Source organism: Capnocytophaga leadbetteri (genome assembly GCF_003054025.1).
GTDB lineage: Bacteria > Bacteroidota > Bacteroidia > Flavobacteriales > Flavobacteriaceae > Capnocytophaga > Capnocytophaga leadbetteri.
This window is the reverse complement of record NZ_QBKG01000015.1, coordinates 1-26,781: the sequence shown is the minus strand read 5'-3', so window position 1 is coordinate 26,781 and position 26,781 is coordinate 1. Positions and strand designations below refer to the sequence as shown.

At 39.2% G+C, this 26,781-nt stretch carries 25 protein-coding genes and 2 pseudogenes; 6 read left to right on the top strand and 21 right to left on the bottom strand.

The annotated features are described in order from the left end of the window. Nucleotides 1-29 precede the first annotated feature (29 nt). The 4 genes from C8P65_RS09980 to C8P65_RS09965 form a co-directional block, all read right to left on the bottom strand. Nucleotides 30-1,502, bottom strand: coding sequence for an MFS transporter (locus tag C8P65_RS09980; protein ID WP_107782676.1), 1,473 nt, complete (start codon nt 1,500-1,502; stop codon nt 30-32). 93 nt (nt 1,503-1,595) lie between these two features. Then, nucleotides 1,596-2,711: an N-acetyl-alpha-D-glucosaminyl L-malate synthase BshA gene (gene bshA, locus C8P65_RS09975; protein ID WP_107782675.1), complete on the bottom strand. Its 1,116-nt coding sequence runs from the start codon at nt 2,709-2,711 to the stop codon at nt 1,596-1,598. A 65-nt stretch (nt 2,712-2,776) separates the two neighbouring features. Then, on the bottom strand, nt 2,777-3,523 hold the full coding sequence (gene gpmA / locus C8P65_RS09970) for a 2,3-diphosphoglycerate-dependent phosphoglycerate mutase (protein ID WP_009389863.1): 747 nt from the start codon (nt 3,521-3,523) through the stop codon (nt 2,777-2,779). Between the two features lie 22 nt (nt 3,524-3,545). Continuing rightward, a complete protein-coding gene (locus C8P65_RS09965; protein ID WP_107782674.1) occupies nt 3,546-6,230 on the bottom strand; it encodes an AsmA family protein in 2,685 nt (894 codons plus the stop codon). Nucleotides 6,231-6,363: 133 nt separating this feature from the next. Between C8P65_RS09965 and gldA the strand changes: the two genes are divergently transcribed. Further along, nucleotides 6,364-7,257, top strand: coding sequence for a gliding motility-associated ABC transporter ATP-binding subunit GldA (gene gldA / locus C8P65_RS09960; protein ID WP_107782673.1), 894 nt, complete (start codon nt 6,364-6,366; stop codon nt 7,255-7,257). Between the two features lie 79 nt (nt 7,258-7,336). On the opposite strand, the gene C8P65_RS09955 is transcribed toward gldA, so the two are convergent. After that, a complete protein-coding gene (locus C8P65_RS09955) occupies nt 7,337-8,926 on the bottom strand; it encodes a peptide chain release factor 3 (RefSeq protein ID WP_107782672.1) in 1,590 nt (529 codons plus the stop codon). 557 nt (nt 8,927-9,483) lie between these two features. On the opposite strand from C8P65_RS09955, the gene C8P65_RS09950 reads away from it, so the two are divergent. The 5 genes from C8P65_RS09950 (at nt 9,484) to C8P65_RS09930 (ending at nt 14,973) form a co-directional block, all read left to right on the top strand. Further along, entirely contained in the window at nt 9,484-10,299 is an 816-nt protein-coding gene (locus tag C8P65_RS09950) for a M48 family metallopeptidase (RefSeq protein WP_034540567.1), read from the top strand. Nucleotides 10,300-10,345: 46 nt separating this feature from the next. Further along, nucleotides 10,346-11,173, top strand: a complete 828-nt coding sequence (locus C8P65_RS09945) for a purine-nucleoside phosphorylase (protein ID WP_034540564.1) — start codon at nt 10,346-10,348, stop codon at nt 11,171-11,173. 70 nt (nt 11,174-11,243) lie between these two features. Continuing rightward, nucleotides 11,244-12,986, top strand: coding sequence for an ABC transporter ATP-binding protein (locus tag C8P65_RS09940; RefSeq protein WP_107782671.1), 1,743 nt, complete (start codon nt 11,244-11,246; stop codon nt 12,984-12,986). Further along, the gene (locus tag C8P65_RS09935; protein ID WP_107782670.1) at nt 12,983-14,038 is read left to right on the top strand and encodes an isochorismate synthase; all 1,056 of its coding nucleotides are present in this window, start codon (nt 12,983-12,985) and stop codon (nt 14,036-14,038) included. Before C8P65_RS09940 ends, C8P65_RS09935 begins: the two co-directional genes overlap by 4 nt. 164 nt (nt 14,039-14,202) lie before the next feature. Continuing rightward, nucleotides 14,203-14,973: a DUF4369 domain-containing protein gene (locus C8P65_RS09930; RefSeq protein ID WP_107782669.1), complete on the top strand. Its 771-nt coding sequence runs from the start codon at nt 14,203-14,205 to the stop codon at nt 14,971-14,973. Between the two features lie 48 nt (nt 14,974-15,021). On the opposite strand, the gene C8P65_RS09925 is transcribed toward C8P65_RS09930, so the two are convergent. The 16 genes and pseudogenes from C8P65_RS09925 to C8P65_RS12105 all read right to left on the bottom strand — a co-directional run bounded on the left by C8P65_RS09925 (nt 15,022) and on the right by C8P65_RS12105 (nt 26,650). Beyond that, nucleotides 15,022-15,990, bottom strand: a complete 969-nt coding sequence (locus tag C8P65_RS09925) for an acyltransferase family protein (RefSeq protein WP_107782668.1) — start codon at nt 15,988-15,990, stop codon at nt 15,022-15,024. Nucleotides 15,991-16,197: 207 nt separating this feature from the next. Then, nucleotides 16,198-17,289, bottom strand: a complete 1,092-nt coding sequence (gene ychF, locus C8P65_RS09920) for a redox-regulated ATPase YchF (RefSeq protein WP_107782667.1) — start codon at nt 17,287-17,289, stop codon at nt 16,198-16,200. 8 nt (nt 17,290-17,297) lie between these two features. Then, complete coding sequence (locus tag C8P65_RS09915; RefSeq protein WP_107782666.1) at nt 17,298-18,686, bottom strand: MATE family efflux transporter; 1,389 nt, start codon at nt 18,684-18,686, stop codon at nt 17,298-17,300. A gap of 73 nt (nt 18,687-18,759) precedes the next feature. Further along, on the bottom strand, nt 18,760-20,892 hold the full coding sequence (locus tag C8P65_RS09910) for a S46 family peptidase (protein WP_107782665.1): 2,133 nt from the start codon (nt 20,890-20,892) through the stop codon (nt 18,760-18,762). Between the two features lie 125 nt (nt 20,893-21,017). After that, nucleotides 21,018-21,134 (bottom strand): annotated as a pseudogene (locus C8P65_RS12445) (DNA alkylation repair protein); the annotation flags it as partial. Beyond that, nucleotides 21,132-21,248: pseudogene (locus tag C8P65_RS09905) on the bottom strand (RNase III inhibitor); the annotation flags it as partial. The pseudogenes C8P65_RS12445 and C8P65_RS09905, both read right to left, overlap by 3 nt. Before the next feature lie 7 nt (nt 21,249-21,255). After that, nucleotides 21,256-21,534, bottom strand: coding sequence for a DUF6794 domain-containing protein (locus C8P65_RS09900; protein WP_107782691.1), 279 nt, complete (start codon nt 21,532-21,534; stop codon nt 21,256-21,258). Between the two features lie 132 nt (nt 21,535-21,666). Then, nucleotides 21,667-22,281, bottom strand: a complete 615-nt coding sequence (locus tag C8P65_RS09895) for a DUF4304 domain-containing protein (RefSeq protein WP_107782664.1) — start codon at nt 22,279-22,281, stop codon at nt 21,667-21,669. Beyond that, the gene (locus C8P65_RS09890) at nt 22,278-22,784 is read right to left on the bottom strand and encodes a hypothetical protein (protein ID WP_107782663.1); all 507 of its coding nucleotides are present in this window, start codon (nt 22,782-22,784) and stop codon (nt 22,278-22,280) included. The genes C8P65_RS09895 and C8P65_RS09890 overlap by 4 nt, the downstream gene beginning before the upstream one ends. Before the next feature lie 41 nt (nt 22,785-22,825). Further along, nucleotides 22,826-23,509, bottom strand: a complete 684-nt coding sequence (locus tag C8P65_RS09885; protein ID WP_107782662.1) for a hypothetical protein — start codon at nt 23,507-23,509, stop codon at nt 22,826-22,828. An 11-nt stretch (nt 23,510-23,520) separates the two neighbouring features. Beyond that, a complete protein-coding gene (locus C8P65_RS12300) occupies nt 23,521-23,811 on the bottom strand; it encodes a hypothetical protein (RefSeq protein WP_245887392.1) in 291 nt (96 codons plus the stop codon). Further along, on the bottom strand, nt 23,787-24,587 hold the full coding sequence (locus tag C8P65_RS12180; RefSeq protein ID WP_245887391.1) for a hypothetical protein: 801 nt from the start codon (nt 24,585-24,587) through the stop codon (nt 23,787-23,789). Before C8P65_RS12180 ends, C8P65_RS12300 begins: the two co-directional genes overlap by 25 nt. 31 nt (nt 24,588-24,618) lie before the next feature. Next, on the bottom strand, nt 24,619-24,993 hold the full coding sequence (locus C8P65_RS09870; RefSeq protein ID WP_170069101.1) for a DUF4240 domain-containing protein: 375 nt from the start codon (nt 24,991-24,993) through the stop codon (nt 24,619-24,621). 40 nt (nt 24,994-25,033) lie between these two features. Continuing rightward, on the bottom strand, nt 25,034-25,177 hold the full coding sequence (locus C8P65_RS12380; protein WP_107782660.1) for a DUF4240 domain-containing protein: 144 nt from the start codon (nt 25,175-25,177) through the stop codon (nt 25,034-25,036). A gap of 9 nt (nt 25,178-25,186) precedes the next feature. Then, the gene (locus tag C8P65_RS09860; protein WP_107782659.1) at nt 25,187-25,558 is read right to left on the bottom strand and encodes a hypothetical protein; all 372 of its coding nucleotides are present in this window, start codon (nt 25,556-25,558) and stop codon (nt 25,187-25,189) included. Between the two features lie 24 nt (nt 25,559-25,582). Continuing rightward, a complete protein-coding gene (locus tag C8P65_RS12105; RefSeq protein WP_245887389.1) occupies nt 25,583-26,650 on the bottom strand; it encodes a hypothetical protein in 1,068 nt (355 codons plus the stop codon). Nucleotides 26,651-26,781: the final 131 nt, after the last annotated feature.

Genomic DNA, 26,781 nt, shown 5'->3' with positions numbered 1-26,781 from the left:
ATTAATTCTAAATTGTGAATTTTCAAAAATTATTCAATTTTATTTTGTAGCTCTGGAGCTGCTTTTTTGTTTAGTTTGTTGATAGTGCGATGCATCCAGTACAAGCACACAGCTGAAGTGAAGAACACGAATATCCACGAGCTTGTCCATAAGCCGGTAAAGTCGAGTAGGTAACCAAAGAGGATAGGGCCTATAAAGCCTCCAAGCCCTCCGATAAGTCCTACCATACCCCCTACAATACCAACCTCATTAGGGAAGTATTCTGGTATGTATTTGTATACAGCAGCTTTTCCGATACCCCACATAATACCAATGAGAATTACTAAGATAGTGTATACCCATAAATGTGCCTCAAATTTGATAAGCGTTTGTCCTTGGGCTATTACCTCTTTTTTCTTCACTTGTTGATTTTCTTTTACGAGGGCTTCTTGCCAAGAATAGCTTTTTGGGAAAATGTAATTACCGTCTTTTATTTCAGGTTTTTCTGTTAGTTGTATTACTTCACCAGTGGCGAGGGTAATAGCATTTCCTTCTACTTTTTCTACAGTAGTATTCTTTTTAGCTGCAACTCCTTTTCCTGGAGTAAGGATTTCCATCTTAGGAAGCATTAGCAATCCACCTATGATAAGTGAAGAAAGGAGAACCCAATGCATTACGGCGCGAGCGCCAAACTTATCTGACAGATAGCCTCCTAAGGCTCTGATTACTCCACTAGGCAAGCTAAAAGCAGAAGCAAGCATACCTCCTAATATTAAAGTAGTGCTATATACGTTGATGTAGTAAGGTAATAACCATTGTGAGAAAGCTACAAACAGACCAAACACTAAGAAGTAGTACAAGCCAAAACGCCATACCCTTGTTGATTTAAGAGGAGTGAGCATTTCGTGCATTGACTTAGGGGCTTGAGCTGCTTTTTTGTTTTTAGTAAATAGCAAAAATGCTAATCCCATTATTAAAATTACAACCCCATAGATTACAGGTAGCCAACGCCATCCTTCGGGGTCGTTAGCTGTAAGCATTTTGAGCAATGTAGGGGCTAAAAAGGTAGTAATAGCAGCACCTGCATTTCCCATACCAAAAATACCAAGAGCACGCCCTTGCCAGTTCTTAGGATACCATACCGAAGTAAAGGCTACTCCTACGGCAAAACCTGTACCTACCATACCGAAAAGAATACTCAAGATGAAGTACATCCAATACGAATTGACAAAGTGCATCAAAAAGAAAGGAATCGCACAGAAAATGAGTAGTGAACTAAATACAGGTTTACCTCCGTATTTATCGGTTAACATCCCCATTAAGGGTCTGAAAATAGAGCCAGAGAGTATCGGTAAGCCCAATAGCCAACCGGTCTCTACCACACTCCAATTGAAAACACTGTTGTCTACTAAATAGGTTACTAATACCCCATTGAGTGTCCAACACGCAAAACAAATAGTGAATGCTAAGGTGTTTAACGTCAGCACAAAGTGAGACGTACGTAAAGATGTTGTAGAATTCATTATATTAAAAAAACTATTTAAGTATTAATCTGGGTGCAAAAATAGAACTTTTCTTGTAAAAGAAAAATAAAAGATAAAAAAAGATAATGATTTTTATGTTAATTCTTTGTACAAAGCCTCATACATAGGTATTATTTTATTCTCGTCAAAACGTTCAGCTACCTTGCGTGCGTCTTTTTTGAATTGTGCTAAGCGCGTGGTATCTTCTAATATATAGATAGCTCTTGCTGCCATTGTAGCTACATCTCCTATAGGACATAAATAGCCTGATACTCCCTCTTCATTTACTTCAGACAAGCCTCCGGCATTGCTTGATACTACGGGGACGCCCGCTGCCATTGCCTCTAAGGCTGAAAGTCCAAAACTTTCTGATGCAGAGGGCAATAAAAACAAATCTGACATACAAAGTATGCGGTCTATATCTGAGGTATTTCCTAAGAAAAGAACTTTGCTTTTGATACCCAAATCTTTACACAGTTGGTCGGCAGTCTCTCTTTCGGGGCCATCGCCTACCATTATTAACTTAGCAGGTAGTTGCTGCTGTATGCCGTAAAAAACTCTTACTACATCATCTACACGTTTTACTTTTCTAAAGTTGCTTATATGAGTTACTATCAACTCATTAGGTTTTGCCATTACCGATCGTTTGCACGGAATTATTTCGTTAGGTTTCTTTAAATCTATAAAGTTAGGGATTACCTTTATGTCTTTATGTACGTTAAAAAGTCTGAGTGTGTCTTGCTTTAGGCTTTCTGATACTGAGGTTACTACATCTGACTCATTTATGCTAAAAGTTACTGCTTCTTTATAGGTAGGGTGATTGCCTACTAAAGTAATATCAGTACCGTGTAAGGTAGTTACCATAGGTACTTCTATCCCTTCGCGTTTGAGCATCTGCTTAGCCATATAGCCTGCGTATGCGTGTGGAATAGCGTAGTGTACGTGCAGTATATCGATGTTATAGGTTTTTACTACGTATGCCATTTTGCTTGAGAGGGCTAACTCGTATGGCTGGTAGTGAAATAGGGGGTATTCTTCTACGTGCACTTCGTGAAAATGGATATTCATCTCTAAGAAATCCAATCGTACAGGGTAACTATAGGTTATAAAATGCACTTGGTGCCCTTTGCGGGCTAAGGCTACTCCCAACTCAGTGGCAACTACGCCACTCCCCCCAAAAGTAGGGTAGCATACTATTGCTATGTTCATATCTTTTAAATTAAAAAATTAGGTCAAGCATATTGCCTGACCTAAAAATAAATCATTCTATACTATTATTTTGATTTTCCTTGGTTAGCTACACTGTTGATAGCAGCAGCTATAGCTTCTTGGTCGCCTAAATAATAGTGTTTGATAGGCTTTAAGTTAGCATCGAGCTCGTATACCAAAGGCACTCCGGTAGGAATGTTCAATTTTAGTATTTCTTCTTCTGAAAGACCATCTAAGTATTGTACTAACGAACGCAAGCTGTTACCGTGTGCAGCTATGATTACGCTTTTGCCAGCTTTGATATCTGGAGCAATAGATTCAAACCAGATAGGTAGCATACGGTCATAGCAGTCTTTTAAGCTTTCACCTGGAGTTTTTTGTTCTTTGCTTAGGGCAGCATAACGGCGGTCGTGTGATGGGTGACGCTCGTCGCTTTCTTCGATGAAAGGTGGACGTACATCATAAGAGCGTCTCCACAATAGCACTTGGTCTTCGCCATATTTAGCAGCAGTTTCAGCTTTGTTTAAGCCTTGTAGTGCTCCGTAACTCTTTTCGTTGAGACGCCAGCTTTTATAGGTAGGTACCCATAGGTCGCCCATAGCTTCTAAAGCGTTGTTAAGAGTTTTGATAGCGCGTTTTAGTACAGAGGTGTAAGCTACATCAAATTTGAAGCCTTCTTCTTTCATTACACGACCTGCTTCGCGTGCTTCTTGTACTCCTTGCTCTGTTAAATCTACATCTTGCCACCCTGTGAATAGGTTGAGCTTGTTCCATTCACTTTGTCCGTGGCGTAAAAGTACTACTTTATACATATATTTCTAAAAATTTATTTTATTATTCTTCTTTATTACCTCCTAATCCTTTTAAGAAATTACCTAATTGCTTTTTAGCTTCTTTCTTGGCCTCTTCTTTGGCACGCTCTTTCACATCATTTTTCACCTTGGTAAGGGTACTGTCTTTGTTCTTCATTAGTCCGCCTATAGCATTGGTTACTTCGGCAGCAGTGCCAGTACCTGTTTTAGTAGCTATTGCATCGCGGAGGGCGTCAGTACCCTTGTTAGCAAGATTATTGATTTGGTTTTTAGCTATTTGGGTAGCTAAATCTTTTACTACAGTCTTGATGTCAGTGCTTACCTCTGGCTTTTTAAAGGTACCCCCTACAGTAGCTACTACAGGTAAGTTGGTTATCTTCTTTTGGTTTTCAGGGGTTAACTTAGTGAGTAGGTTTTCAGCTTCTTTGCCCAACATTTGAGGAGGTACATTGAAGAGGAGCTTATAGTTCATTTGTTGGTCGAAACCATGACTACCTGCTACTTCTATAGCTACATCTTTGTATTTTAGGGTGAAAGGTTTAATTTTCACTTTTCCATCTTCAAAATCAACGGCTGCTTTTAGATCTTTTAGGTTTAGATTTGATAGGTTAAGCCCAGTAAACTGAGAATCTAAAGCAGAAAGTAGGGGAGAGGCTTCGCTTACTACCTTTGAGTCGATAAGAGAGGCGAATAGGTCGCCCGAAATAGTGTTGATTTCAGGGGTTAAGTCAGATTTTAGCTTTCCTTTTACCTTTATTACAGTATTTACTTTTCCTTGTACTACCTTAGCTATAGGAGCTATCTTTTCGAGCATAGTTATTTGAGTGAAAGCCTCGGCTATATTTAATTTGCTAAGATTTAGATTTACGTCAAAAGTAGGTGTTGCTTCTTTGGTTGAAACATCTCCAGCAAGAGCTATATTACCACCAAAGATATCTGTTTTTAGGTTTTCTAAAGCTACTTTTTCATCTTTGATGATGAGCTTGCCTGATACGTTGCTCAGTGTTAGATTGTCGTATAACACAGTACCAGCTTTGGCACTAAGGGTACAGTCTAAGAAAGCAGGTACTTTGATAGCTGATGCGGTAGTGCTACTTTGTGTAGCTTTGGTAGTTGTAGCAGTAGCCGTTGTAGCTGGACTACTAGCCGTAGCAGGCTGCATAAAATCATTGACTACTAATTTGTTAGATGATAGATTGAAGTTTCCTTTTAGTATTTCTTTCTTGAAAACAAATCCGTATAGATTGTCTATAGTACCATTTAAATGCAGGTCGGTGTTGCCAGTGCGAGCATCAAAAGCAGAAAGCCCTATGTGTGAAGGATTGAAAGCCATACTAAGTTGGTCTATATGAAAAGGTTTAACAAACTCTTCGCCCTCATATACAAATTGCGATAATGATAGGTTGCCTTGAGCCTTGATATTTTGGTAGTTTTTTGTTTCTACAGACTTCATATCGAGCTGTGTTGCTATATCAGCTTTTAGGATACCCGCTAACTTCTTGTCTAATGAAATAGGGTAAGCCTGTGATAGGTTGGCTAAGTTGATAGTTCCTTTGGCAGCTAGATCAACAAAAGGATTCACTAACATATTGCTGACATTTGCTTTTGCCCAGAATACATCTTGGTCTATGCGCATCGCAAATTTATTGAGATTCACTTTGGTGTCATTAGTAATACCCGTAGCATTGTTTACTTTTAAATCTATACTAATGTCTTTAATAGTTTTTGGTAAATCGGGGTATTTGACAGTAGCGTTATCAGCAAACATTTCGAGTCCAAAAGTAGGGATTTTGTCGCCTACCATATCGCCTTTGGCAAATCCTTTTAGGGTGAGATTGCCCGTAGTTTTTACGTTTTCAATACTTTTACTATATTCCTCTGGTATAAGGGCTAAAAAGTTCTGAAAAGTATTAGTAGGAGTGCTAAAAGTAAGGTCGTAGCGTTGCCCTTCTTCTAAAAGCTGAATAAAGCCATTAAAAACTAAGTCTAAACGGTTTACTGTAGCTTTATTCTCTTTAAAAGTGTATTTTTGATTCTTTAGGTCGATGCCTAATAAGGCTTGTAGCGTGATAGGCACACGATTCATAAAAGTACTTTTGTCCATTGCAAAAGTAAGGTTTGCCTTAGTTTGGGTGTCTAAGTCGAGTACCTCTTCTGCGAAATTCCCTTTCCCACTGTGGTAGATGTCAGCTATTTCCATAAATATATTGCCATCGTCCATCTTAAAGGTGAATTTCAGATTTTCAACATTATAGCTTTGTATGTCTAACTTGATAGGAGCTGATTCCTCTTCAGGAGTATCTGATGGGATAGCAATATCGAAGTTGCCAGCCCCCTCTTTATTGAAATGAATATAGGCTGAAGCGTCTTTTACATTAGCGCCTAATAGGTTATAGTTGCCTGCCATTAAGTCTTTTACACTTAGGGTAACATCAATATGCTTGGCAGCAAAAAGCGTATCGCCCACGAAAGGTTCTTTGTTTACTAAGGCAAAATCGCTAAGGGTTATCTGTGCTTTTGGGAAACTCTTAAAGAGACTGATATCTACATCAGCCAATGATAGATTGGCTTTTAAGTTTTTGTTCACCATTTCGATGACTTTTTCTTTGATAGTATCTTTGAAGAAATAAGGAATAGCCACCATTGCCCCTAGAAGCACTACTAGCGTAATTCCGCCCCATTTAAATATTTTTTTTACTATCTTCATATTTTTTCTTTTTTTACAGGGCAAAAGTAATAAATAATTATCAATTAACAAGTAGTAATTGACAATTTTTTTCATAATCCAAAATTCAAAATTCTGAATTATTTATTATCTTTGCCGCAAATTATAGAAAATAATGTCAGTACAAGTAACTAATTTAACGAAAATATACGCACAACAGATAGCTGTTAATAAGATAAACTTTCAGCTGCAGAAGGGTGAAATTACAGGCTTTTTAGGTCCGAATGGCGCTGGTAAATCTACCACAATGAAGATGATTACAGGGGCGCTAACTCCTACAGAGGGGAGCATCAGTATCAATGGTATAGATATGCTAAAGCAACCTATTGAGGCACAAAAGATGATAGGCTACCTGCCTGAGCACAACCCTCTGTATACTGAGATGTACGTGCGCGAATATTTGAGTTTTACAGCAGATTTGTACCCTAAAGTGCCTAAGAGTAGGGTAGAAGAGGTCATCGCTCTTACAGGGCTTACGCCAGAGAGCAATAAGAAGATAGAAGCCCTTTCTAAGGGTTATCGCCAGCGGGTAGGTTTAGCTTCAGCTCTTATTCACGACCCCGAAATATTGATTTTAGACGAACCTACTACAGGACTAGACCCAAATCAGTTAGTAGAAATACGCCATATTATCAAAGAGCTAGGTAAAACTAAAACCATCTTGCTATCTTCGCATATTATGCAAGAGATACAAGCGGTAGCCGATAGGGTGATAGTACTTCATAAGGGTAATATAGTGCTAGATAAGCCAATGAAAGCCCTACAAGGCAAAGAACAGATAATAGAGGTAGCTTTTGATTTTAGAGTAGAAGAACGATTATTGCGCAATCTCCCTGATATAGTTGCCGCTACTAATGTTTATGATTTTCTGTATCAATTGCAGTTTAGTACTTCAGAAGATATGCGCCCCGCTGTATTTGACTTTGCTAAAGAAAACGGGCTTAAAATACTTCAAATTAACCATAAGCACAACGATTTAGAAGAGCTTTTTATCAGTCTTACGAAATAGAGACGAGAGACCAAAATTTAAAGACGAAAGACGAGGGTGTGATGCTCTCGTCTTTCGTTTTTTGTATTTCTCTTTTACATTAGAATTCTGATGTAAAATGCAGCTTTAAGCTAGGGTATTTTTGCTTTACCATTTCTATAGAGAAAGCCGAATCGGCTAAAAACACCAACTGCTGCTGTTTATCTCTTGCTAAATACTTCTGCTTTACCCTTAAGAAATCTACATATTCAGGGTCTTTAGGGTTATCTGGTGCTTCTACCCAACAAGCCTTATAAATAGGGAAATTCTCGTAACTACACTTTGCCCCATATTCGTGTTCTAAACGATACTGAATTACCTCATACTGCAAGGCTCCTACTGTACCAATTACCTTTCTGCCATTGAAGTCTAAGCGGAAGAGCTGTGCTACCCCCTCATCCATTAGCTGATCGATACCTTTTTCTAATTGTTTTGACTTTAGTGGGTCAGCGTTGTTAATATACCTGAAATGCTCAGGTGAGAAGCTTGGTATTCCTTTGAAATGCAATACTTCTCCCTCAGTTAATGTATCACCTATTTTGAAATTACCAGTATCGTGTAGCCCTACTATATCGCCTGCATATGAGATGTCTACCACCTCTTTCTTCTCAGCAAAAAAAGCATTTGGACTTGAGAACTTCAGCTTCTTGCCTAAACGGGTGTGTAGATATGGCTTGTTGCGCTCGAAAGTACCTGATACTATTTTTACAAACGCCAAACGGTCGCGGTGGTTAGGATCCATATTAGCGTGGATTTTGAATACAAAGCCCGTAAAAGTAGCCTCTTCGGGGCGTACTTCTCTCTCCTCGCTGGCTTTAGGACGAGGTGAGGGAGCAATCTCTACAAAGCAATCTAACAACTCGCGTACCCCAAAATTGTTTAGTGCCGACCCAAAGAATACCGGCTGTTGCTCTCCTCTTAGGTAAGCCTCTCTGTCGAAAGTAGGATATACCTCATATACCAACTCTAAATCGCTGCGCAGGTTGGCAGCTGACTGTTCAGAGATGATTTTCTCTAACTCAGGACTGTTTATATCGTCAAACGAGATAGTTTCTTCTATATTCTTGCGGCTATCACCCGAAAAAAGATTGATATTCTTTTCCCAGATATTGTAAATACCTTTGAAATCGTAGCCAATACCTATAGGGAAGCTTAAAGGCGTTACCTTTAGTCCGAGTTTTTGCTCTACTTCGTCTAACAGGTCGAAAGCATCTTTACCTTCTCGGTCTAACTTGTTGATAAACACAATCATAGGTATATTGCGCATACGGCATACCTCTACCAATTTCTCTGTTTGCTCCTCAACCCCTTTAGCTACGTCTACCACTACTATTACGCTGTCTACTGCTGTAAGAGTACGAAAGGTGTCTTCGGCAAAATCTTTGTGGCCAGGGGTGTCCAAGATATTGATTTTGTGCTGTTTGTAATTGAAAGCCAATACTGAAGTAGCGACAGAGATACCTCTCTGGCGTTCTATCTCCATAAAGTCAGAAGTAGCTCCTTTTTTTATCTTGTTGCTTTTTACCGCACCAGCCTCTTGGATAGCTCCCCCAAAGAGTAGCAATTTTTCAGTAAGCGTAGTTTTACCCGCATCGGGGTGAGAGATAATGCCAAAAGTACGGCGCTTTTGTATTTCTTGTTCTAAAGACATATTAATCAGGAAATTAGCAAATTTGTGAATTATCAAATTTGAGATTGAGGGTGCAAAAGTAATGAAATAAATGCAAATAGAAAAATTTTGCAGGCAAGCTGAGAGGATTGGGAAGGCTGAGAAGGCTGGGAGGAATGAGAAAATTGAAATAGATTATGAATAGAACTGGAGTAGGATATTTTTCTGGTTTTTAGGCGGCAATTAGACGTTTATACTTTGCTCATCTTTCGGTAATCCTTCGGTGATCCTGTATCCTTCCTATATCTAAAGTAAAGGGAAGGTATAGAAGAAAATTTTTCTGAAAGAGCTGAAAAGGCTGGGAGGGCTGGGAGGATTGGGAAGGCTAGTAGGATTGAGAGGGCTGGGACGAGTGTGACAGGTGAGACAGGTGGGACGAGTGGGACAGGTGGGACGAGTGGGACAGGTGGGACGAGTGGGACAGGTGAGAGGGCTGAATTGGTAAATTGACAATTTTTTTGTGTTTGCCTAAAATGCTAATTGACAAATTTGCTAATTTGCTAATTATGTTATACCTTTGCAAAATAAAACAGAATTATATGAAGAAAATAAGTATTATTGCTTTGTTGCTAATTGTTTTTTCCTGCAAAACTAATCCTTTTACAGGGAAGAGTACTCTGAACTTTATGCCTAATAGCAAGGTTTTTCCGATGGCTTTTAGTCAATATTCTACTTTTTTGCAGTCGAATAAGGTGATAACCAATACTAATGACGCCCAAATGGTGAAAAGAGTGGGTGAGCGTATTGCTAAAGCGGCTAAGTTATGGCTCGACACTAACGGCTATAAGGGGTATTTAGACGATTACAGATGGGAATACAACTTGGTAGATAGTCCTGAAGTGAACGCTTGGTGTATGCCAGGGGGCAAAATAGTGGTGTATACAGGTATTTTGCCGATCACTAAGAACGAAGCAGGGTTGGCAGTAGTGATGGGACACGAGGTAGCCCACGCATTAGCTGACCACGGTGCACAACGTATGAGTGCTAGCACCCTACAACAAATAGGAGCCATAGCAGGTTCGCTTGCCCTACAAAGTAGCAAATATGCCGAATACACTGACCAATTTATGATGGCTTACGGCTTAGGTTCAAACTTAGGAGTGATGTTGCCTTTCAGTCGCTCTAACGAAACAGAAGCTGATGCTATTGGTATTCAGATTATGGCTATCGCAGGTTATGACCCCTCAGAAGCTCCTGAACTATGGAAACGAATGAGCGCTAAGAAAAATGGAGCTAGTACCTCTAGCCTCCTCAGTACGCACCCTTCAGATGAGTCGCGTATTAAAAACCTAACCCAATTAGTACCAAAAGCAAGAGCTGAAGCTGCTAAATTTGGTGTGACAAGTTTTAAATAATTAGCCAATTTGCCAATTCATAAAAATCGACGAATTAATAAAAATTATGCAACAGTATTACGACAAAATCAATGAGACGGCTCGTATTATACAGTCGTACATTACAGAACATACCCCAGAATTTGCTATTATCTTGGGGTCAGGACTTAGTAAATTAGAAGATGAAGTAGAAGTAATTTCGGAAATTAAGTACCAAAATATACCTAACTTTCCGAAATCAACTGTTTCAGGGCATAAAGGCAAGCTGATTTATGGTAAAATTCAGAACCGTTATGTGCTGATGATGGCAGGACGCGTACACTATTACGAAGGTTACTCTATGCAAGAGGTTACTTTCCCTATTCGCGTATTTGCTCAGTTAGGCATTAAACGACTTATACTCTCGAACGCTTCAGGAGGGGTAAATCCTAACTTTTCTATAGGTGATGTGATGATTATTCGCGACCATATCAACCTTTTCCCTGAACACCCTTTGCGCGGTAAAAATTTAGATTTATACGGAGTTCGCTTTCCGGATATGAGCAAGCCTTATAGCCACGCAATGATAGCAGAGTTAGAAAAAATAGCTCAGGAAAACAATATCAAAGTGCAAAAAGGGGTATATGTAGGATTGCAAGGGCCTTCTTTTGAAACACCTGCTGAATATGGTATGGTGCGCATTTTAGGAGGTGATGCCGTAGGTATGAGTACCGTGCCTGAGGTGATAGTAGCACGCCACCAACTGATGGAGGTTTGCGCTCTCTCGGTAATTACTGATTTAGGAGGGCCTGAAATATCGCCTGATGTATCGCACGAAGAGGTACTTAATGCTGCTAATATAGCAATGCCTAATGTGATATTATTGGTGAAAAACTTGATTAAGAATTATAAATAGGTATTAGTTTATTAGGTGTTAGTGGTACTACCTACTAACACCTAATACCTAAAATCTGACGACTGGCTAAATGGCGCATTTAAAACATATCCGCAAATATTTTTTCAAATACAAATACCATCTACTGCTCGGTATCTTAATTACCGTAGTGTCGCGCATATTTTCACTATTTATGCCCCGCTACGTGAAAAATTCTATAGCAGCTATTGAGCAATTTGCTCGTTCTACCAATAAAGATGCTGCGCAAATGACTTCTTTGCTCATAGAGTACGCACTTATTATCATCGGTACCACCATTATTTCGGCTGTTCTGATGTTTTTTATGCGTCAACTCATTATCAATGTATCTCGTTATATAGAATACGATATGAAAAACGAGATTTTTTTGAAGTATGAGCAGCTTTCACTTAGTTTTTACAAACGTAATAGGGTAGGTGACCTGATGAACCGCATTAGTGAAGATGTGTCGAAAGTGCGTATGTATGCAGGGCCTGCCATTATGTATAGTGTGCAGACTATTACCCTCTTTGCTTGTGTTATTCCGCTGATGTTTATCATTTCGCCTAAGCTTACCCTTTATACTCTCATTCCGCTGCCTATTCTCTCTTTGCTAATTTATAAAATGAGCAAGAAGATAAATATAGAAACGATGAAAGTACAAGCCTATCTTTCAGATCTTTCTACTTTTGCTCAAGAAACGTTTTCAGGTATAGGGGTTATCAAAGCCTATACTAATGAAGCTGCTACTAATGCCCAGTTGGCGGTGCTGGCTGAAGATGGGAGACAGAAGAGTATTAAACTCGCTAAGATACAAGCCTTTTTTATTCCTACTATGATACTGATGATAGGGCTTAGCCTTATCTTTGTGATTTTTATAGGAGGGCGTTTGTATTATTTGGGAGAAATACAGTCGATTGGGGTGATTGTAGAGTTTAGTATTTACGTGATGATGCTCACTTGGCCTGTAGCGACAGTGGGTTGGGTGAGTTCTATTGTGCAACAAGCGGAAGCCTCTCAGAAGCGCATCAATGAATTTCTTTCGGAAGTCCCCCAAATACGCAATTTCACTGCTACACCTACCCCTATAAGAGGCGATATAGCCTTTAAAAATGTTTCTTTCCGCTATGAAGATACAGGGATAGAGGCTCTTAAGGAGGTGTCGTTTCAGATAGAAAAAGGACAAACTGTAGCGATTATTGGCAAGACAGGTAGCGGCAAGACGACCTTATTAGACCTTATCGCGCGTATGTATGAGGCTACTGAAGGCGAAGTGTGTATTGATGGACAGCCTGTGCAACAGCTTAACTTACATAGTTTGCGCGAAGCTATCTCGGTAGTGCCACAAGAGAATTTCCTTTTTTCTGATACTATCCGAAATAATTTGCGCTATGGCAATAATGCTACAGATGAAGAGATAGTGGCTGCCTGTGAAAAGGCGGTAGTACATCATAATATTGTGGAATTTACTCATCAGTACGATTCGATATTGGGTGAACGGGGCGTGTCGCTCAGTGGAGGACAACGCCAGCGGGTAGCTATAGCCAGAGCCCTACTTAAACCGGCTGAAATCTATTTGCTTGACGATTGTTTGTCGGCAGTAGATACTGATACCGAAGAGAAAATACTTACCAACCTACGCGATACCCTAAAAGGCAAAACCGTGATTATCGTAAGTCATCGTGTATCAATTACTAAGTATGCAGATAAAATACTGATGCTTGATAAAGGGAGATTAGTAGAACAAGGCAATAAAGAAGAACTATTAGCACGAAATGGGGCATTCAAAGCCTTTTATGACACCCAAACGATATGATAGAAGAAAACAAAACTACCTATCAGCAACTGTTGCAGTGTGCTGAGCAAAAGTATCATCAGAAGTTGCCTTTTGTGTGCTACCGCTTACCGCAACACCCCTCAGTAGTGGTGAGGTGGCAAGAGCAGCCGACGCTTAATGTTTTTGATTTAAAAGAAGCGATTGAGGGCTTTGTGTTCGCACCTTTTCGCTCTAATCACCCTTCGGTATTTATCCCTTTTGATGAGCGTACAACCTTAATAAGTGATACCCCTCAAGGAGATGCAGAAAACATAACAACCCATACACCTATAGAGACTGAAGCTGATAGACAAGCACATCTTAACTTAGTAGCCCAAGCCATAACTGCTATACAAGCAGGGGCTTTTGAGAAAGTAGTGCTTTCGCGCAAAATAACCCTTGCTAAGCCTGCTTGTCCGTTTAAGAGTTTTACTAATATGCTGCTGCGTTATCCTTCGGCTTTTTCCTATCTGTTTTATCACCCACAGGTAGGTATGTGGTTGGCGGCTACCCCTGAAACGCTGCTATATCATCGCCAAGGTGATTTTCGCACAATGGCGTTGGCAGGTACTAAGATAGGGGATAAGCAGTGGCAGCCTAAAGAACGCGAAGAACAACAGATAGTTACTGATACTATTGTATCGCAATTGCAACCGTATGCTACGACCCTAAAAGTAACTGACCCTCATACTGTGTGTGCAGGCAGTGTGCAGCACCTCTGTACTGAGATAAGCGGTACATTACCCACAGATAAGGTAAACGAAGCGATACAGCGTTTGCATCCTACCCCTGCTGTCTGTGGTTATCCTACCGATAAGGCACGCACTTTTATCATAGAACACGAGCTTTATGATAGGGAGTATTATACAGGCTACTGCGGCCTTATAGAGGGTACGAAAATGGCTGCCTTATACGTTAATTTACGCTGTATGCAGATAGACAGCCAGCATACTTATCTGTATGTAGGAGGAGGTATCACTAAGGACTCTATCCCTCAGAAGGAATATGAAGAGACCCAGAATAAAGCCCAGACAATGAAGATGATTTGCTAAGTTAGTCGTTAGTGTTTAGTCGTTAGTCGTTAGAAAGCGACTAAATGACAAGTAACTAAAGACTAAGGACTAACGACAAGCAACTAACGACAAGCGACTAAGGGCTAACCACGAAAGACTAATGGCAAGTGACTAACGAACTAACGACTAAAAAATTATTATAAATGAAAAAAGTACTAATAGCAATGTCTGCACTGCTGATGATAGCTTGTGATAAGACAGAAGAAAAAGACACGATGATTGTAGAAGGGAACATTGACGGTTTGAAAATCGGAACTATTTACCTGCAAAAGTATGTGAATGATAAACTTACCAATATCGATTCGGTAAAAGCTGAGGGGAGTGGTAAATTCACTTTTAAATACCCTTTGAAGAGTCCTGAGGTGTTCTACATTTATTTAGATTTGAAGAAGCAAGCGGGTACTGACCTCGGTGACCGCCTGATGTTCTTTGGAGAACCTACTACTATTCAGATTAACAGCTCTTATGATATGTTTGAAATAAAGGCTAAGATTAATGGTTCTACTTCGCAGAAAGAGTATAATGAATATGCCCACGTGATGCGTCAGTTTAGTATGCGCAATGCTGAACTTTTAGAAAAGCAAGTTAATGCTTTCAAAGAAGGTAATACTGCTCTTACGGACTCGCTTAATGCAGTTTCAGAGAAGAATAACTTCCGTCGCCACCTTTTTGTACTTAACTATGCGCTTACTCACCCAGAATCATATATTACTCCTTATGTAGTGTTAGTTGATGCGCCTAATACCCGAGTGAAATACTTAGATTCTATTTATGGTAAGCTTTCTAAAGATGTAGCTGCTTCTACCTATGGAAAAGAGTTTAAAACTTATATAGAAGTAGCCCGAAAAGCAGAAAGAGAAAGAGCTGCAAAAGAAGCCGAAGACACAAAAACACCAGAACCTAAGAATGAATAAATTAAAAAGAGCTGTCTCATCGTTTTTGAGACAGCTCTTTTTTTATTATTAAAATCTTCCATATAATATACGCCGTAACCACCCTACATACCTAACCAAGCGTTGCACACCGTCGCAACAGAGTATTGCTATTATAACAAAAATAGCTATATTCAGATAGAACATATCACCTATATACGTTTTGATATAAGGAACTAGAAAATGGAAATAGTAATGGGTGACATATATTTCTAACGAAATACCGCCTAAGTATTGCAGACATTGGGTTGTGCGAGCCGATAGTGGGTTGCGTAGGCTTATAATCTGTTGCCATACCACATAGGTAGCTGCAATGCCTGTCAGTGCTAAGGCGTAGAGCCTAACAGAGTAGAGCAAGAATGACGATGCAGAAATAGGGAAGAGTAGGAGCAGAGGGAAAAGCCCTACACTTGCCCAACCTATAGGTTTTATAACTCTCATAGATTGGGGTTCGTATTTATGGGTGAGATAACCTAACCCAAAATACAAAAAGTACCAACACAATTCAGGAAGTCCGTAATAAGGAGCTTGCGCCCCTGTGATACGGTGTATGAAGATAATTATACTCCACAAACCTATCATTGCCCATACTTCTCTTCCTTTGCTTACTTTTAATGCGATATAGAGCAATACGCATTCCCAAAACAAAAGCCATAAAAACCACATTCCTTGGGTGGGGTCGTGTATGAGTATTTTGAGGTAATGCCCTACTTTTTCAATATCAAAAAGATACTTATGATAGGCAGCTGAAATGAGAAACCATACAAAAAACGGAATTACTAATACTTGAAACCGCTTGAGCAAGTTCATTTCACCACGTTTATTAAAACTTACATAGCCAGATAGAAACATAAATAGCGGCATATGAAAAGCGTAGATAGTGGTATAGAGCGGCTGACTGCGGTCATCGCCAGAAAACCACTGACAGGCGTGCCCTATCACTACCAAAATGATGGTAAAACCTTTGAGTACATCGATGAGAGGATTGCGTTCTTTCATAATAAATTACGTTAATTACTACTCAATCTAAATACGTATTTGATAGTATTTCTTAATTTAAATTGTTTCTAATCGTTATACGTACTACCTTTGCCCCGTGATTTAATAGCAATAGCTTTTGAATGACAGAGTTGAACCATAAAGATTATTTAATTTAGAATTATTTTTTGTCGGTAAGCGATGTGAATCGTTTACCGATTTTTTTTGCTATACATTGAAGCGGAAGTGCATAATATCACCATCTTTCACTATATATTCTTTGCCCTCAACACGCATTTTGCCAGCTTCTTTTACTTTGGCTTCGCTACCATAGGTAATGAAGTCGTCATAAGCGATTACCTCAGCGCGTATAAAGCCTTTTTCGAAGTCGGTGTGGATGACACCTGCCGCTTGAGGAGCTGTGTCGCCCTTATGTATCGTCCAAGCACGAACCTCTTTTACTCCAGCAGTGAAGTATGTTTGTAGGTTTAGTAAGTGATAAGCCGCACGTATCAGTTTAGAAGCTCCGGGTTCTTCTAAACCTATATCTTCTAAAAACATTTGACGCTCTTCATAACTTTCTAATTCGGTAATGTCAGCCTCTGTAGCTACGGCTAATACTATTACTTCAGCGTCCTCATTTTTTACTACTTCTTTTACTTTTTCGACGTAAGCATTACCATTTTTAGCTGACTTTTCATCTACATTGCACACATATAGTACAGGTTTAGCCGTTAGCAACTGAAAGCTGTCTAATAGTTCTTTCTCTTCCTCATTTACTTGTAAGGAACGAGCCGATAGACCTGTTTGTAAAGTTTCTTTGATACGATTGAGTAACTCCATTTCTTTAGCCGCTTTCTTATCGCCTGCTTTAGCCGCACGAGTTACTTTTTCTAAGCGTTTTTCTACAGTTTCAAGGTCTTTTAGTTGTAGTTCGATATCTATAGTTTCTTTGTCGCGTATGGGGTCTACACTGCCATCTACGTGGACTATATTATCGTTGTCGAAACAACGCAGTACGTGTATGATGGCGTGGCACTCGCGTATATTGCCTAAAAATTGGTTACCTAAGCCTTCTCCTTCGCTAGCCCCTCTTACTAAGCCGGCTATATCTACTATTTCAACAGTGGCGGGTAGTACGCGTTCGGGTTTCACAAGGGCTTCGAGTTTCTCTAAGCGCGGATCGGGTACGTTTACTACTCCTAAGTTAGGTTCTATAGTACAAAAAGGGAAGTTAGCACTTTGTGCTTTTGCATTAGATAAACAATTAAATAAAGTGGATTTGCCTACATTAGGCAGTCCTACAATTCCTGCTTTCATATTATGAATTAATTTTGAATTTTATGTCTGTTTTTTATAAGTCGTAAGCTGATGCGGTTGAAGCGATAGAGCAAGCATACGGCAGCAGTGGTAAGTCCTACTAATAAGCCTATCCAGATGCCTATATTGCCTAATGAGGTATGTACCCCTAATACATAAAGAATAGGGAAGGCAATAAGCCAATAAGCTATAAAGGTGATGTACATTGGTACTTTAGCATCTTGTAACCCACGTAAAGCCCCTAAAGCTGTTACCTGCAAACCGTCAGAGATTTGGAAGATAGCGGCTATTAGTAGTAAGTTAGCTGCTTCGGCTATTACCAAACTGTTATTAGCGGCTTTTTCAGCATTGTCCATCTCTAAGTATAGCGAAGGTAACCAATCGCGTAGGACAGCTAAGAGAGTAGCAAAAAATACTTGGGTACAAAGTACTAATAAGAATACAGAGATGGCTACTCTGCGCAGGTTGGCGTAGTTTTTAGCTCCTAACTGATTGCCTACACGTATCATAGCAGTGATACCTAAGCCGTTTGCCACCATAAAGGTCATAGTGGATAAATTGAGGGCTATCTGGTTAGCTGATAGTTGGTTTTCGCCCAGCATACCGCTTATCCATATGGCAGCTGAGAAAACCCCTGTTTCGAAAATCATCTGTAAGCCTGTAGGTAGACCGATGTTGCTTATTTTTCTCAACATAGCTTTGCCTATATGCTTAAAGCTGATATGGGTAACGTATTCTTTGGTTTTCGGTAAGTATTTTAACATATAATACAGCATTATAGGCATTGCGATACGGGAGATGAGAGTACCTACACCTGCCCCTAATACGCCTAATTTTGGGCAACCCCAATTGCCATAGATAAAGAGATAATTGCCGAATATATTGATAAGATTTGCCAATAGGGTAACATACATAGCATATTTGGTCATTGAGAGACCATCAGCAAATTGTTTTAAGCTACTGAATACACCTAAAGGGATAAGTGAAAAGGCTACTAAGTGAGTATAGGGGACTGCCAAAGCAATTACTTTCTCACTTTGCCCTGTGATGCGCATTATAGGTTCTACAAAAAACATCAATAAGAAGAGCACTGCACTCAGTATGATATTTAGCAGCATACTGTGATTTAAAATAGACTGTACAGCTTGCTTATCGCCTGCCTCATCATTCATAGCTACTAATGAGGTAGTAGCTACAGAAAAGCCTATAGCAAACGACATTGCTATAAAGATAGCTGTATTGCCCAAGGCAGCTGCCCCCAGCTCGGTAATTCCTACCTTGCCCACCATTACATTGTCGACAAAGCCGACAAGGGTATGCCCGAGCATTCCTAATATTACGGGGTAAGCTATTTTGAAGTTGTATTTAAATTCTTTTGTGTAACTTGATAAAGACATTTTTTTAGATATTAGGGTTGTAGGTATTTAGGTGTTAGATTTCTGATATCTAACACCTAATACCTGACTTTTACTAATTAATCTCTATTTCATCAATAATATTTTTAGCACCAGCGTAAATGTCAATTACCCAAAGTACATAGCGTATATCTACGTTGATAGTGCGTTGTAATTGTTTGTCGAATATTACATCGCCTGCCATAGCTTCAATATTACCATCGAAAGCAAGCCCGATAAGTTCGCCTTTGCCATTCATCACAGGTGAACCAGAGTTACCCCCTGTAATGTCGTTATTGCTTAAGAAGTTTACGTGCATAGAGCCGTCTTTGTCTATATATCTACCGAACTCTTTTTTCTTATAGAGGTCGAGCATACGTTGAGGCATATCAAACTCAGGATCGCCTGCTTTGTATTTTGCCATTAAGGTATTGAAGGTAGTATAGAAATTCTTCTTAGCATCGGGGTTGCGCTTGTCGGCTTTTAGCGGTTTAACAGTACCATAGGTTAAGCGTAAAGTAGAGTTAGCATCAGGATAGAGTATGTTGCTTGCTTTTGAATTGCGCATACCTTGTACAAATTTTCTGTAAGCCTTGCTATAAGCGTCTTCTAAGTTAAACAATTCAGGTGATGGATTGCGGTAGCTTTCAAACAAAACTCCAGAAAGCTGTAAGATAGGGTCAGAGGCTAAGCCAGCAGCTTCTTGTTTTGCCCCTTCTTTAGCAGTTTCTTTGCTTCGGTAGATACTTTTAGCTAAAAGGTCTTCTACATACTTATTGAAATTGCCATTGTATTGAGCTTTGATAGCTTTGAGCTCTGTAGGCACATCGGTACCTTTGTTAGCGTACAGCTTTAGCATATCGGCAAGGATAGCTTTTTCTACATCTAAGTTTATTTTATCGTACTCAGATAGTAGGTTGTCTACCTTTTTATCTAATTCATCAGCAGGCATACCTCCTTTTTGAGCTCCGCTTACTAAACTAATGTAGCGTGTAGGCATTTTTATAAAGAAAGAAGCACGCCATAGCATACCTAAATAGTTCTGATCGGCTGATAGCGTGTTAGTTTTCTGGAAATAAGTGGCTAAAGTATTAAGTACATCGCCATATTCAGCTTTATTTTCAGCTTTCTTTGCCCATTTAGCAAACTTAGCTTCAGCTTTACGCTTCTTATCAGCTGTTTTATGAGCGCTAAGAGCGTCAATCATTCCTTGGCGATTTTTCCAATAGTTAGCAATGCTTGAGTATTGAGAAGCATACAATAGGCGTACCGCATCGTCTTTATCCATATAGCGTTTCATTGCATCCATAGCAGTTTTAGAGGCTTCAACCCACGCTGGATAAGCATACTTCACGTTTTGGTCTACCCAATATGAACTTTCCCAACGGTTAGTGCGCCCAGGGTAGCCCATAATCATAGCAAAATCTTTATCTTGTACCCCTTTAAGGCTTACTTTTAGGTAGCGTTTTGCTTTTAGCGGAATGTTATTAGGAGAATAAGGAGCAGCGTTGCCGTCTTTGTCGGTATATACGCGGAAGAGCGAGAAGTCGCCTGTTTGACGAGGCCATTCCCAGTTGTCGGTATCACCGCCAAACTTACCAATGCTTTCAGGAGGCGTACCTACTAAGCGCACATCTTTAAAGTCTTGATATACAAAATAGTAGTATTCATTTCCTTGGAAGAAAGGACGTACAGATACTACGTATTTACCACCTTCGCTGTTCTCTTTTTCTATCTTAGCAATTTCTTTATTTAGTGCTGCTTCGCGTTCTTTTTCGTTCATTGAAGGATTTACTACTGATAACATACGTTCAGTAACATTATCCATACGTACAAAAAAGCGCACAAAAGACTGTTTAGGCGATAGCTCTTCGTCTTTAGAACGCGCCCAAAAACCATCGCGTAGGTGGTTGTGCTCAGGAGTAGAGAGCTGAGCAATATTGCCATAACCACAGTGGTGGTTGGTTAGTACCAATCCATCTTTGGAGATGATACTCGCCGTACAACCCCCATTGAACTGCACGATAGCATCTTTTAAGCTATTGTTATTGATGCTGTAGATTTCTTGGGCAGTAAGTTGTAAACCCAATTTCTGCATATCCCTTTGGTTCAGACGTTCGATAAACATCAAGAACCACATACCTTCATCGGCTCTTGCTATAGGGACAAGTAGCAAGAAAGCCATAAGAGTCATACTTAATCTCTTCATAAAAATTGATATAATGGTTTATTAAGGGGGTAAAATTACTACCTTTTTATTAACTGACCAAATATTAATGTCTTATTAATTTTTTTTAAGCAGAGAGAAGATTAATTTTAAAGGCTTTTTGAAGAATAAGGCGCGAGTGTTTTTGCTTCTAAGTAAGGCAACGTTGCCTCGTATTGCTTTGCCAGAGCAGTTGCTAAGTACCACGCTATCATCATATTTATATAATATTCATCAGATTGAATAGCTCCATCCACACCGCCTCCACCAAGTAGAGAAGTGTTGGCAGCATTCACTATCACATCTACAGAAATTTTGGTGATATCTCCTAATACAATTTCAATGTTATTATGTATCATCACTCAATTAATCATTAGAATTTGTTAGATATCGATAATAGCTTGTAAGTATCATAGCCGACATATCATCGGGATGTTTAACGCCTTGGTCTAAAAAGAACTTCACGAGTTCGGGGTTTCCATTGCGAATCCACTCATTGCGGATACCCATTCCTAAAGTAAAATGGCTTTCCATAAAGAATTCATCTTCGGTAAGCGTTTTTAGATACTCTTTATCCTGCTTCTTGAGGTTCTTATCCAGCATTTGGATACATTCTGTTAGGTTTTTAGGTTTTTCTTTTTTCATATAGCTGCTTTTTATTTGTCCAAAAGCTATAAAAGAAGTTATAAGAACAAATATAATAATAATTTTTCTCATTCTATTTCTAATTATGCATTCCATCGCATAGGCGAAAGACTAATTGCTGTAAGACGCATATTATTCATTAATTTTTTTTAAGCCATATTTTTTAGCATATCCTTCTAAAGTAGGCTTAGCCAAGGGATTTACTTTTTGTAAAAGCTGGTTATATACAGCTTGGGCTTTCTCCCTCAGCTCATATTCACCATACAAAATAAGCAGATCAAAGGAAATACCTAAGAGAGTAGAATCCTTTTCTAATGCCGAAAGGATTTTTTGTGCTGAATCAAGTTGTTCAAAGAAAGGCAAGATATAATTTTGTATATCTTCCTGCACTTCTTTGATGAGTTTTTGTTCATCAGTATAGTTGTGAATCTCGTACCAAAGGTCTTTTCTTCCTCGTAAATCGTTAATAGTTTTACGGATAAGGCAAACAGGTTCCGTAGGGTAATCAGGCGCTTGCCCTGTATGGCTAACTGACCAAAATTTAGGCTCAAAAATCCCTGTGTTGATGCGAAATTTAATATGATTTCTATAGCTATAGATGCTTTTCTGTATGTTGATGATATGTCCTACCTCACCAAGCTGGCGATAATAGTTCAAGGCTTTCTTTTTAAAGGAAAGTGGCTTTAACAGAGGCGTAAAACCTTCTTTGATTATCGTATCGAATTTAATTTGTGTATCTGTTTTCATCCTTGCGAATGTTTTTCTTTTATTTGGTCTTCATTGATTGTCTTTCCTGTGTTCAAATCAGTATAAAAATAAGAATCATGAGGTGAAAAGTAAGCCTCTGACTTTATATTATTTTCTTTTAAGACATTTTTCCATCTTTGCTGAAACCATTTAAAGATAATATCCTCTTTCTTTTGAGCATATTCATCTAAGTAATCATCTATCTCGTCTTCTTCTACCCCTTGGTCATACAATTCATCTTCCAAGTGAATATCTTTATCCATAAAAATATCTGAAGGGAAGTATTTTTCTTTCTTTTGCGAAGGAATGTTAATACGCTGACTTATGTAGTCCCCTTCTTTATTCATTGCCCAGACAGAAATTTCAAGCCATTCATAATCATATTCAAAGAGAAAGTAGGCTCCTTTGTTCTGTAGGAGCTTTAAGATATCTTCCTCCACAAGAGAATTGTATTGATTCAAGTCAGAGCGCAATAATTCTAATAATTCTGTTATATTTTTCATCTTTTTATATATTGTTGTTTACTATTAGTCGTCCCCTTTTGTCAGTCAGTTGTCGAGGCTACAATCCCTATATATCTATCCCAATAGGGATTGTATACCGTCCAAAAGAAAGCGTCCCACCATTCTTTGCCTGCATCAAAGTAATTAGAACTATCCGTACTCCACATATAGACTTCTATTTGAGAAATATCAGTAAAAAGCAACCTACAAAAATCTAAAAAGAAGTTTCCTTTTTCAAAAATAGTTTTCCCACACATAAATGAATAAGGAGGCTCTAAAAAAGCGTACACAAAACCTATTTTTTCTCTATCTTCCCCAGCCAAAGCCACTGCTTTTTCAGGCACTTCTTTGTCATCATAGTAAAAATACTGATTGCGCAGTTTCCCACCACTGAGAATTATCCTTCCGCTTACTTCTTCATATTGCCAGCCCATAAAGTCTTGTACAGAAATCTCCTTACCCGAGTCTTTAAGAATGTTAAAATCATAGTCCATCGTAAAAAGCTCCCTGCGATTCATTTTCAGTTTAGCTGCCATACGGTCTAGACGCGTATTTGCTTCTTCCGCTACCGAAATAAGAGTCTGCTGGGCTACAGCCAAATGCTTCTGATAAGGCGTGTTATCCTGCTCCGTATCCAACTGAAAGAAACGAAAGTCTATCACACCGCCTTCCCGCTCATAGGCTTTGCATTTTTCTATAATTTTGGGAGTTTCTATGATTGTCATTCCTTTTCAAATTATTTTCCCCAATTAACGGGTGCCCATTGGGTAAGATGCCAAGGGAAATCATTAAGGTCTATTCCATTGTATTTTTCATAGATATCCCCACCTTTTTCCCAAGGGTTAGGTTTCCCTTGTACCATCTCGTTTATAGGGTGTTCTGCGGTGAAGGTATGGCAAAAAAGATTCTTATCGGCTGCATAGCCTCCATATTTCTGTATCGCTTTGGCTACTAAAAGGGTAAAAGGGCGAAGATTTAGCTTGTTAATATCTATGTTAGGGTCTATACGGAACCATTGTCCTTCCAACGGAGCATTAGGGTTTGTTGAGGGCCATCTCCTTGTTTTGCTGGGTAAGAAAAGCCTTTTCCTGCATTGGCAATGGTAAAAGACAAGGCGTGCTTTATCTCTCCTTTACGCGCTTCTTCTATTCCTATTTGAGAGAGTGGATTGAGCATACACACTACTGCCGACCCTCCTGTGGTGTGTTGCATCGCAAAATTATCCTTACCCAAATCTTTAAAATTTGGTTTTGCCTTAAAGTATCCAGAAGCAGAGAAATGCCAAGTTCCTTTCTCATCTTTAACGACGTGGAAATATTCCCTCATCATCCCTGTTGCTCTGTCATAAACGGCAAAAGATTTATCGCCACCGCCTGCCGGTTGTGCATATTTAGGCAAAGGAATACGCCCTGTAGTATATTGTACAAGGTCTTTTTTGTAGATAACTCTATTGTCCTTGGACTCAAAATTAGCATATTCCTGAGAAGGATTATTAGAATCTACCACATAAATAGGAATGTTATAAGATGTGGTGCTCAGTGTAGTTAGTACCGTTTTTTTAAATCTCTCAGGCAGATATTCCGCGGGCATTTTAGGCATATAAGCCGCTATGGCAGCAGAGTTCGTTGCCAAAGGCATATTTTTAACTTCTCTTGTGAAAATTGACCCCTGAGCGATATAGGGCTCAAAGAGACTTTGTTGGAAATTCTGATATACCATTTGTTGTGGTTCATCCTCTCTTGAATGTTTGCTACAAGCAGATAGCGCAAGTAAAGCGAAAATAAGTGTTTTGTTAGGTGTCATTTTAAATATTTTATTGATTTCATTTTTTATATTATTTAGATAATTTTTCGGTTAATTTAGGAAATATTTCTTTGAGTTCGTCTAATGTCCAGTCTCGGTTTCTTTTTTCAGGATTGATGGTCAGCGATTGGGTTATCTCATCCTGCACATCTTCGCTCCACGTGGCTAAATAAATCTTCTCAAAGGCACGAATTTTCGTTTTGGTGCGTTCCATATAGACTTTCTGTGCCAGTCGCCTCACTTCCTTATAGTTACACTTATCTTTTTTAGCCCCCAATGTAGCCAAAAAATCTGGATTTGCAAGCGTTTTTTCGTAAGCCTCACGCCCGTGGGTAATCAGATAACCTGCAAAGCCGTAAGTATCAATGCAATAGCCCCCGTTAATCAGTACCAATGCCGACCACATCAGGTGAGAGGGTTGTTTGATAATCGTAATTTCATACCATTCAATAAATAAACTGAAACAAGAGCAAATCCTCTTCCGATAAGGCTTCCAGTTCTGTCTGTAAGGCCGAAGCAAAGGCATTATCATTTGTCCCTGCTGTGTTTCTTGCTTTTTCGATAAGCTGCCAAAAGATTTCTACAGTCATTTTTAATATTTAAGACTCAAAATAATGAAAAACAAATTTAGGGAATTGCTCACCAAGGTTGTAACATCCTTTGATAATGGCAAAATATTCCTGATTGTCCCACAAATGGGCTTCTACTCCCACAGCAGTATCTTCATTATTATAGTTATAAACTTCCAAATTTACTCCTCCGCCTTCTTCTTTGTCCATTTCTTCCACAGGAAAAAGACGCAAAGTACTTTTGTCCTCTACAAAATCCAGCATTTCATAGATTTCCTCCAAAAACTCTCCCGAAATACCAAACTTCTCCGCTAAAACTTGGGTGTTTTCGGTTTTGTAAGCTTCTAAAAAGTCCGCAAGAGCGTGGTAGATTTCTATTTTAAGAGTTGGTGTAATCTCCATAGAGTGTTATTTAATCTTTACTAATCATTTCCCCCAATCCACAGGTGCCCATTGGGTGAGATGCCAAGGAAAGTCATTAAGGTCTATTCCTTTGTATTTTTCATAGATATCTCCACCTTTTTCCCAAGGGTTAGGTTTCCCTTGTGCCATTTCGTTTATAGGGTGCTCGGCGTTGAAAGCGTGGCAAAAGAGGTTCTTATCAGAGGCATATCCTCCATATCGTTGTATCGCTTTGGCTACTACAAGGGTAAACGGACGTAATTTTAGTTTGTTGAGATCTACTTTAGGGTCTATGCGAAACCACTGTCCTTCCAAAGGAGCATTAGGGTTGGTTGAAGTCCCATCACCTTGCTTTGCAGGGTACGAGAATCCTTTACCAGCATTGGCAATAGTAAAGGATAGAGCGTGACGTATCTCACCCTTTCTCGCCTCTTCTATTCCTATCTGAGAAAGAGGGTTCAACATTCCTACCACTGCTGAAGAACCTGTAGTAAGCTGCATCGCAAAGTTATCCTTTCCTAAATCTTTAAAATTTGGTTTTGCAGAAAAATATCCAGAAGCAGAAAAATGCCAAGTACCTTTCTCATCTTTAACAGCGTGAAAATATTCTCGCATCATTCCTGTTGCTCTGTCATACACCGCAAAAGACTTGTCACCACCGCCTGCTGGTACTGCATAGCTTGGCAAGGGAATACGCCCTATTGTGTATTTCACAAGGTCTTCCTTGTGAGTTACACGCTTGTCGGTAGAGGTGAAATTAGCATATTTCTGTTGAGGGTCGTGAGAGTTCACTACATACACAGGGATATTATAGTTCGTGGTATTCAAAGAAGTTACCAACCAGCTTTTAAATCTCTCAGGAAGATATTCTGCGGGCATCTTAGGCATATAGGCTGCTATGGCTGCTGAGTTCTTCGCTAAAGGCATATTTTTAACTTCTCTTGTGAAAATAGACCCCTGAGCGATATAGGGCTCAAAGAGACTTTGTTGGAAATTCTGATATACCATTTGTTGTGGTTCATCCTCTCTTGAATGTTTGCTACAAGCAGATAGCGCAAGTAAAGCGAAAATAAGTGTTTTGTTACGTATCATTTTAAATATTTTTATTGATTTCATTTTTTATATTATTGAAGCTGTTTAAACTTTTTCCTATAATAAAATAAAAGTTCCCGAAAATTAGTAATTTTGTGTTTGAGAAAAAAAGAACACCAAAATTCAAGAAC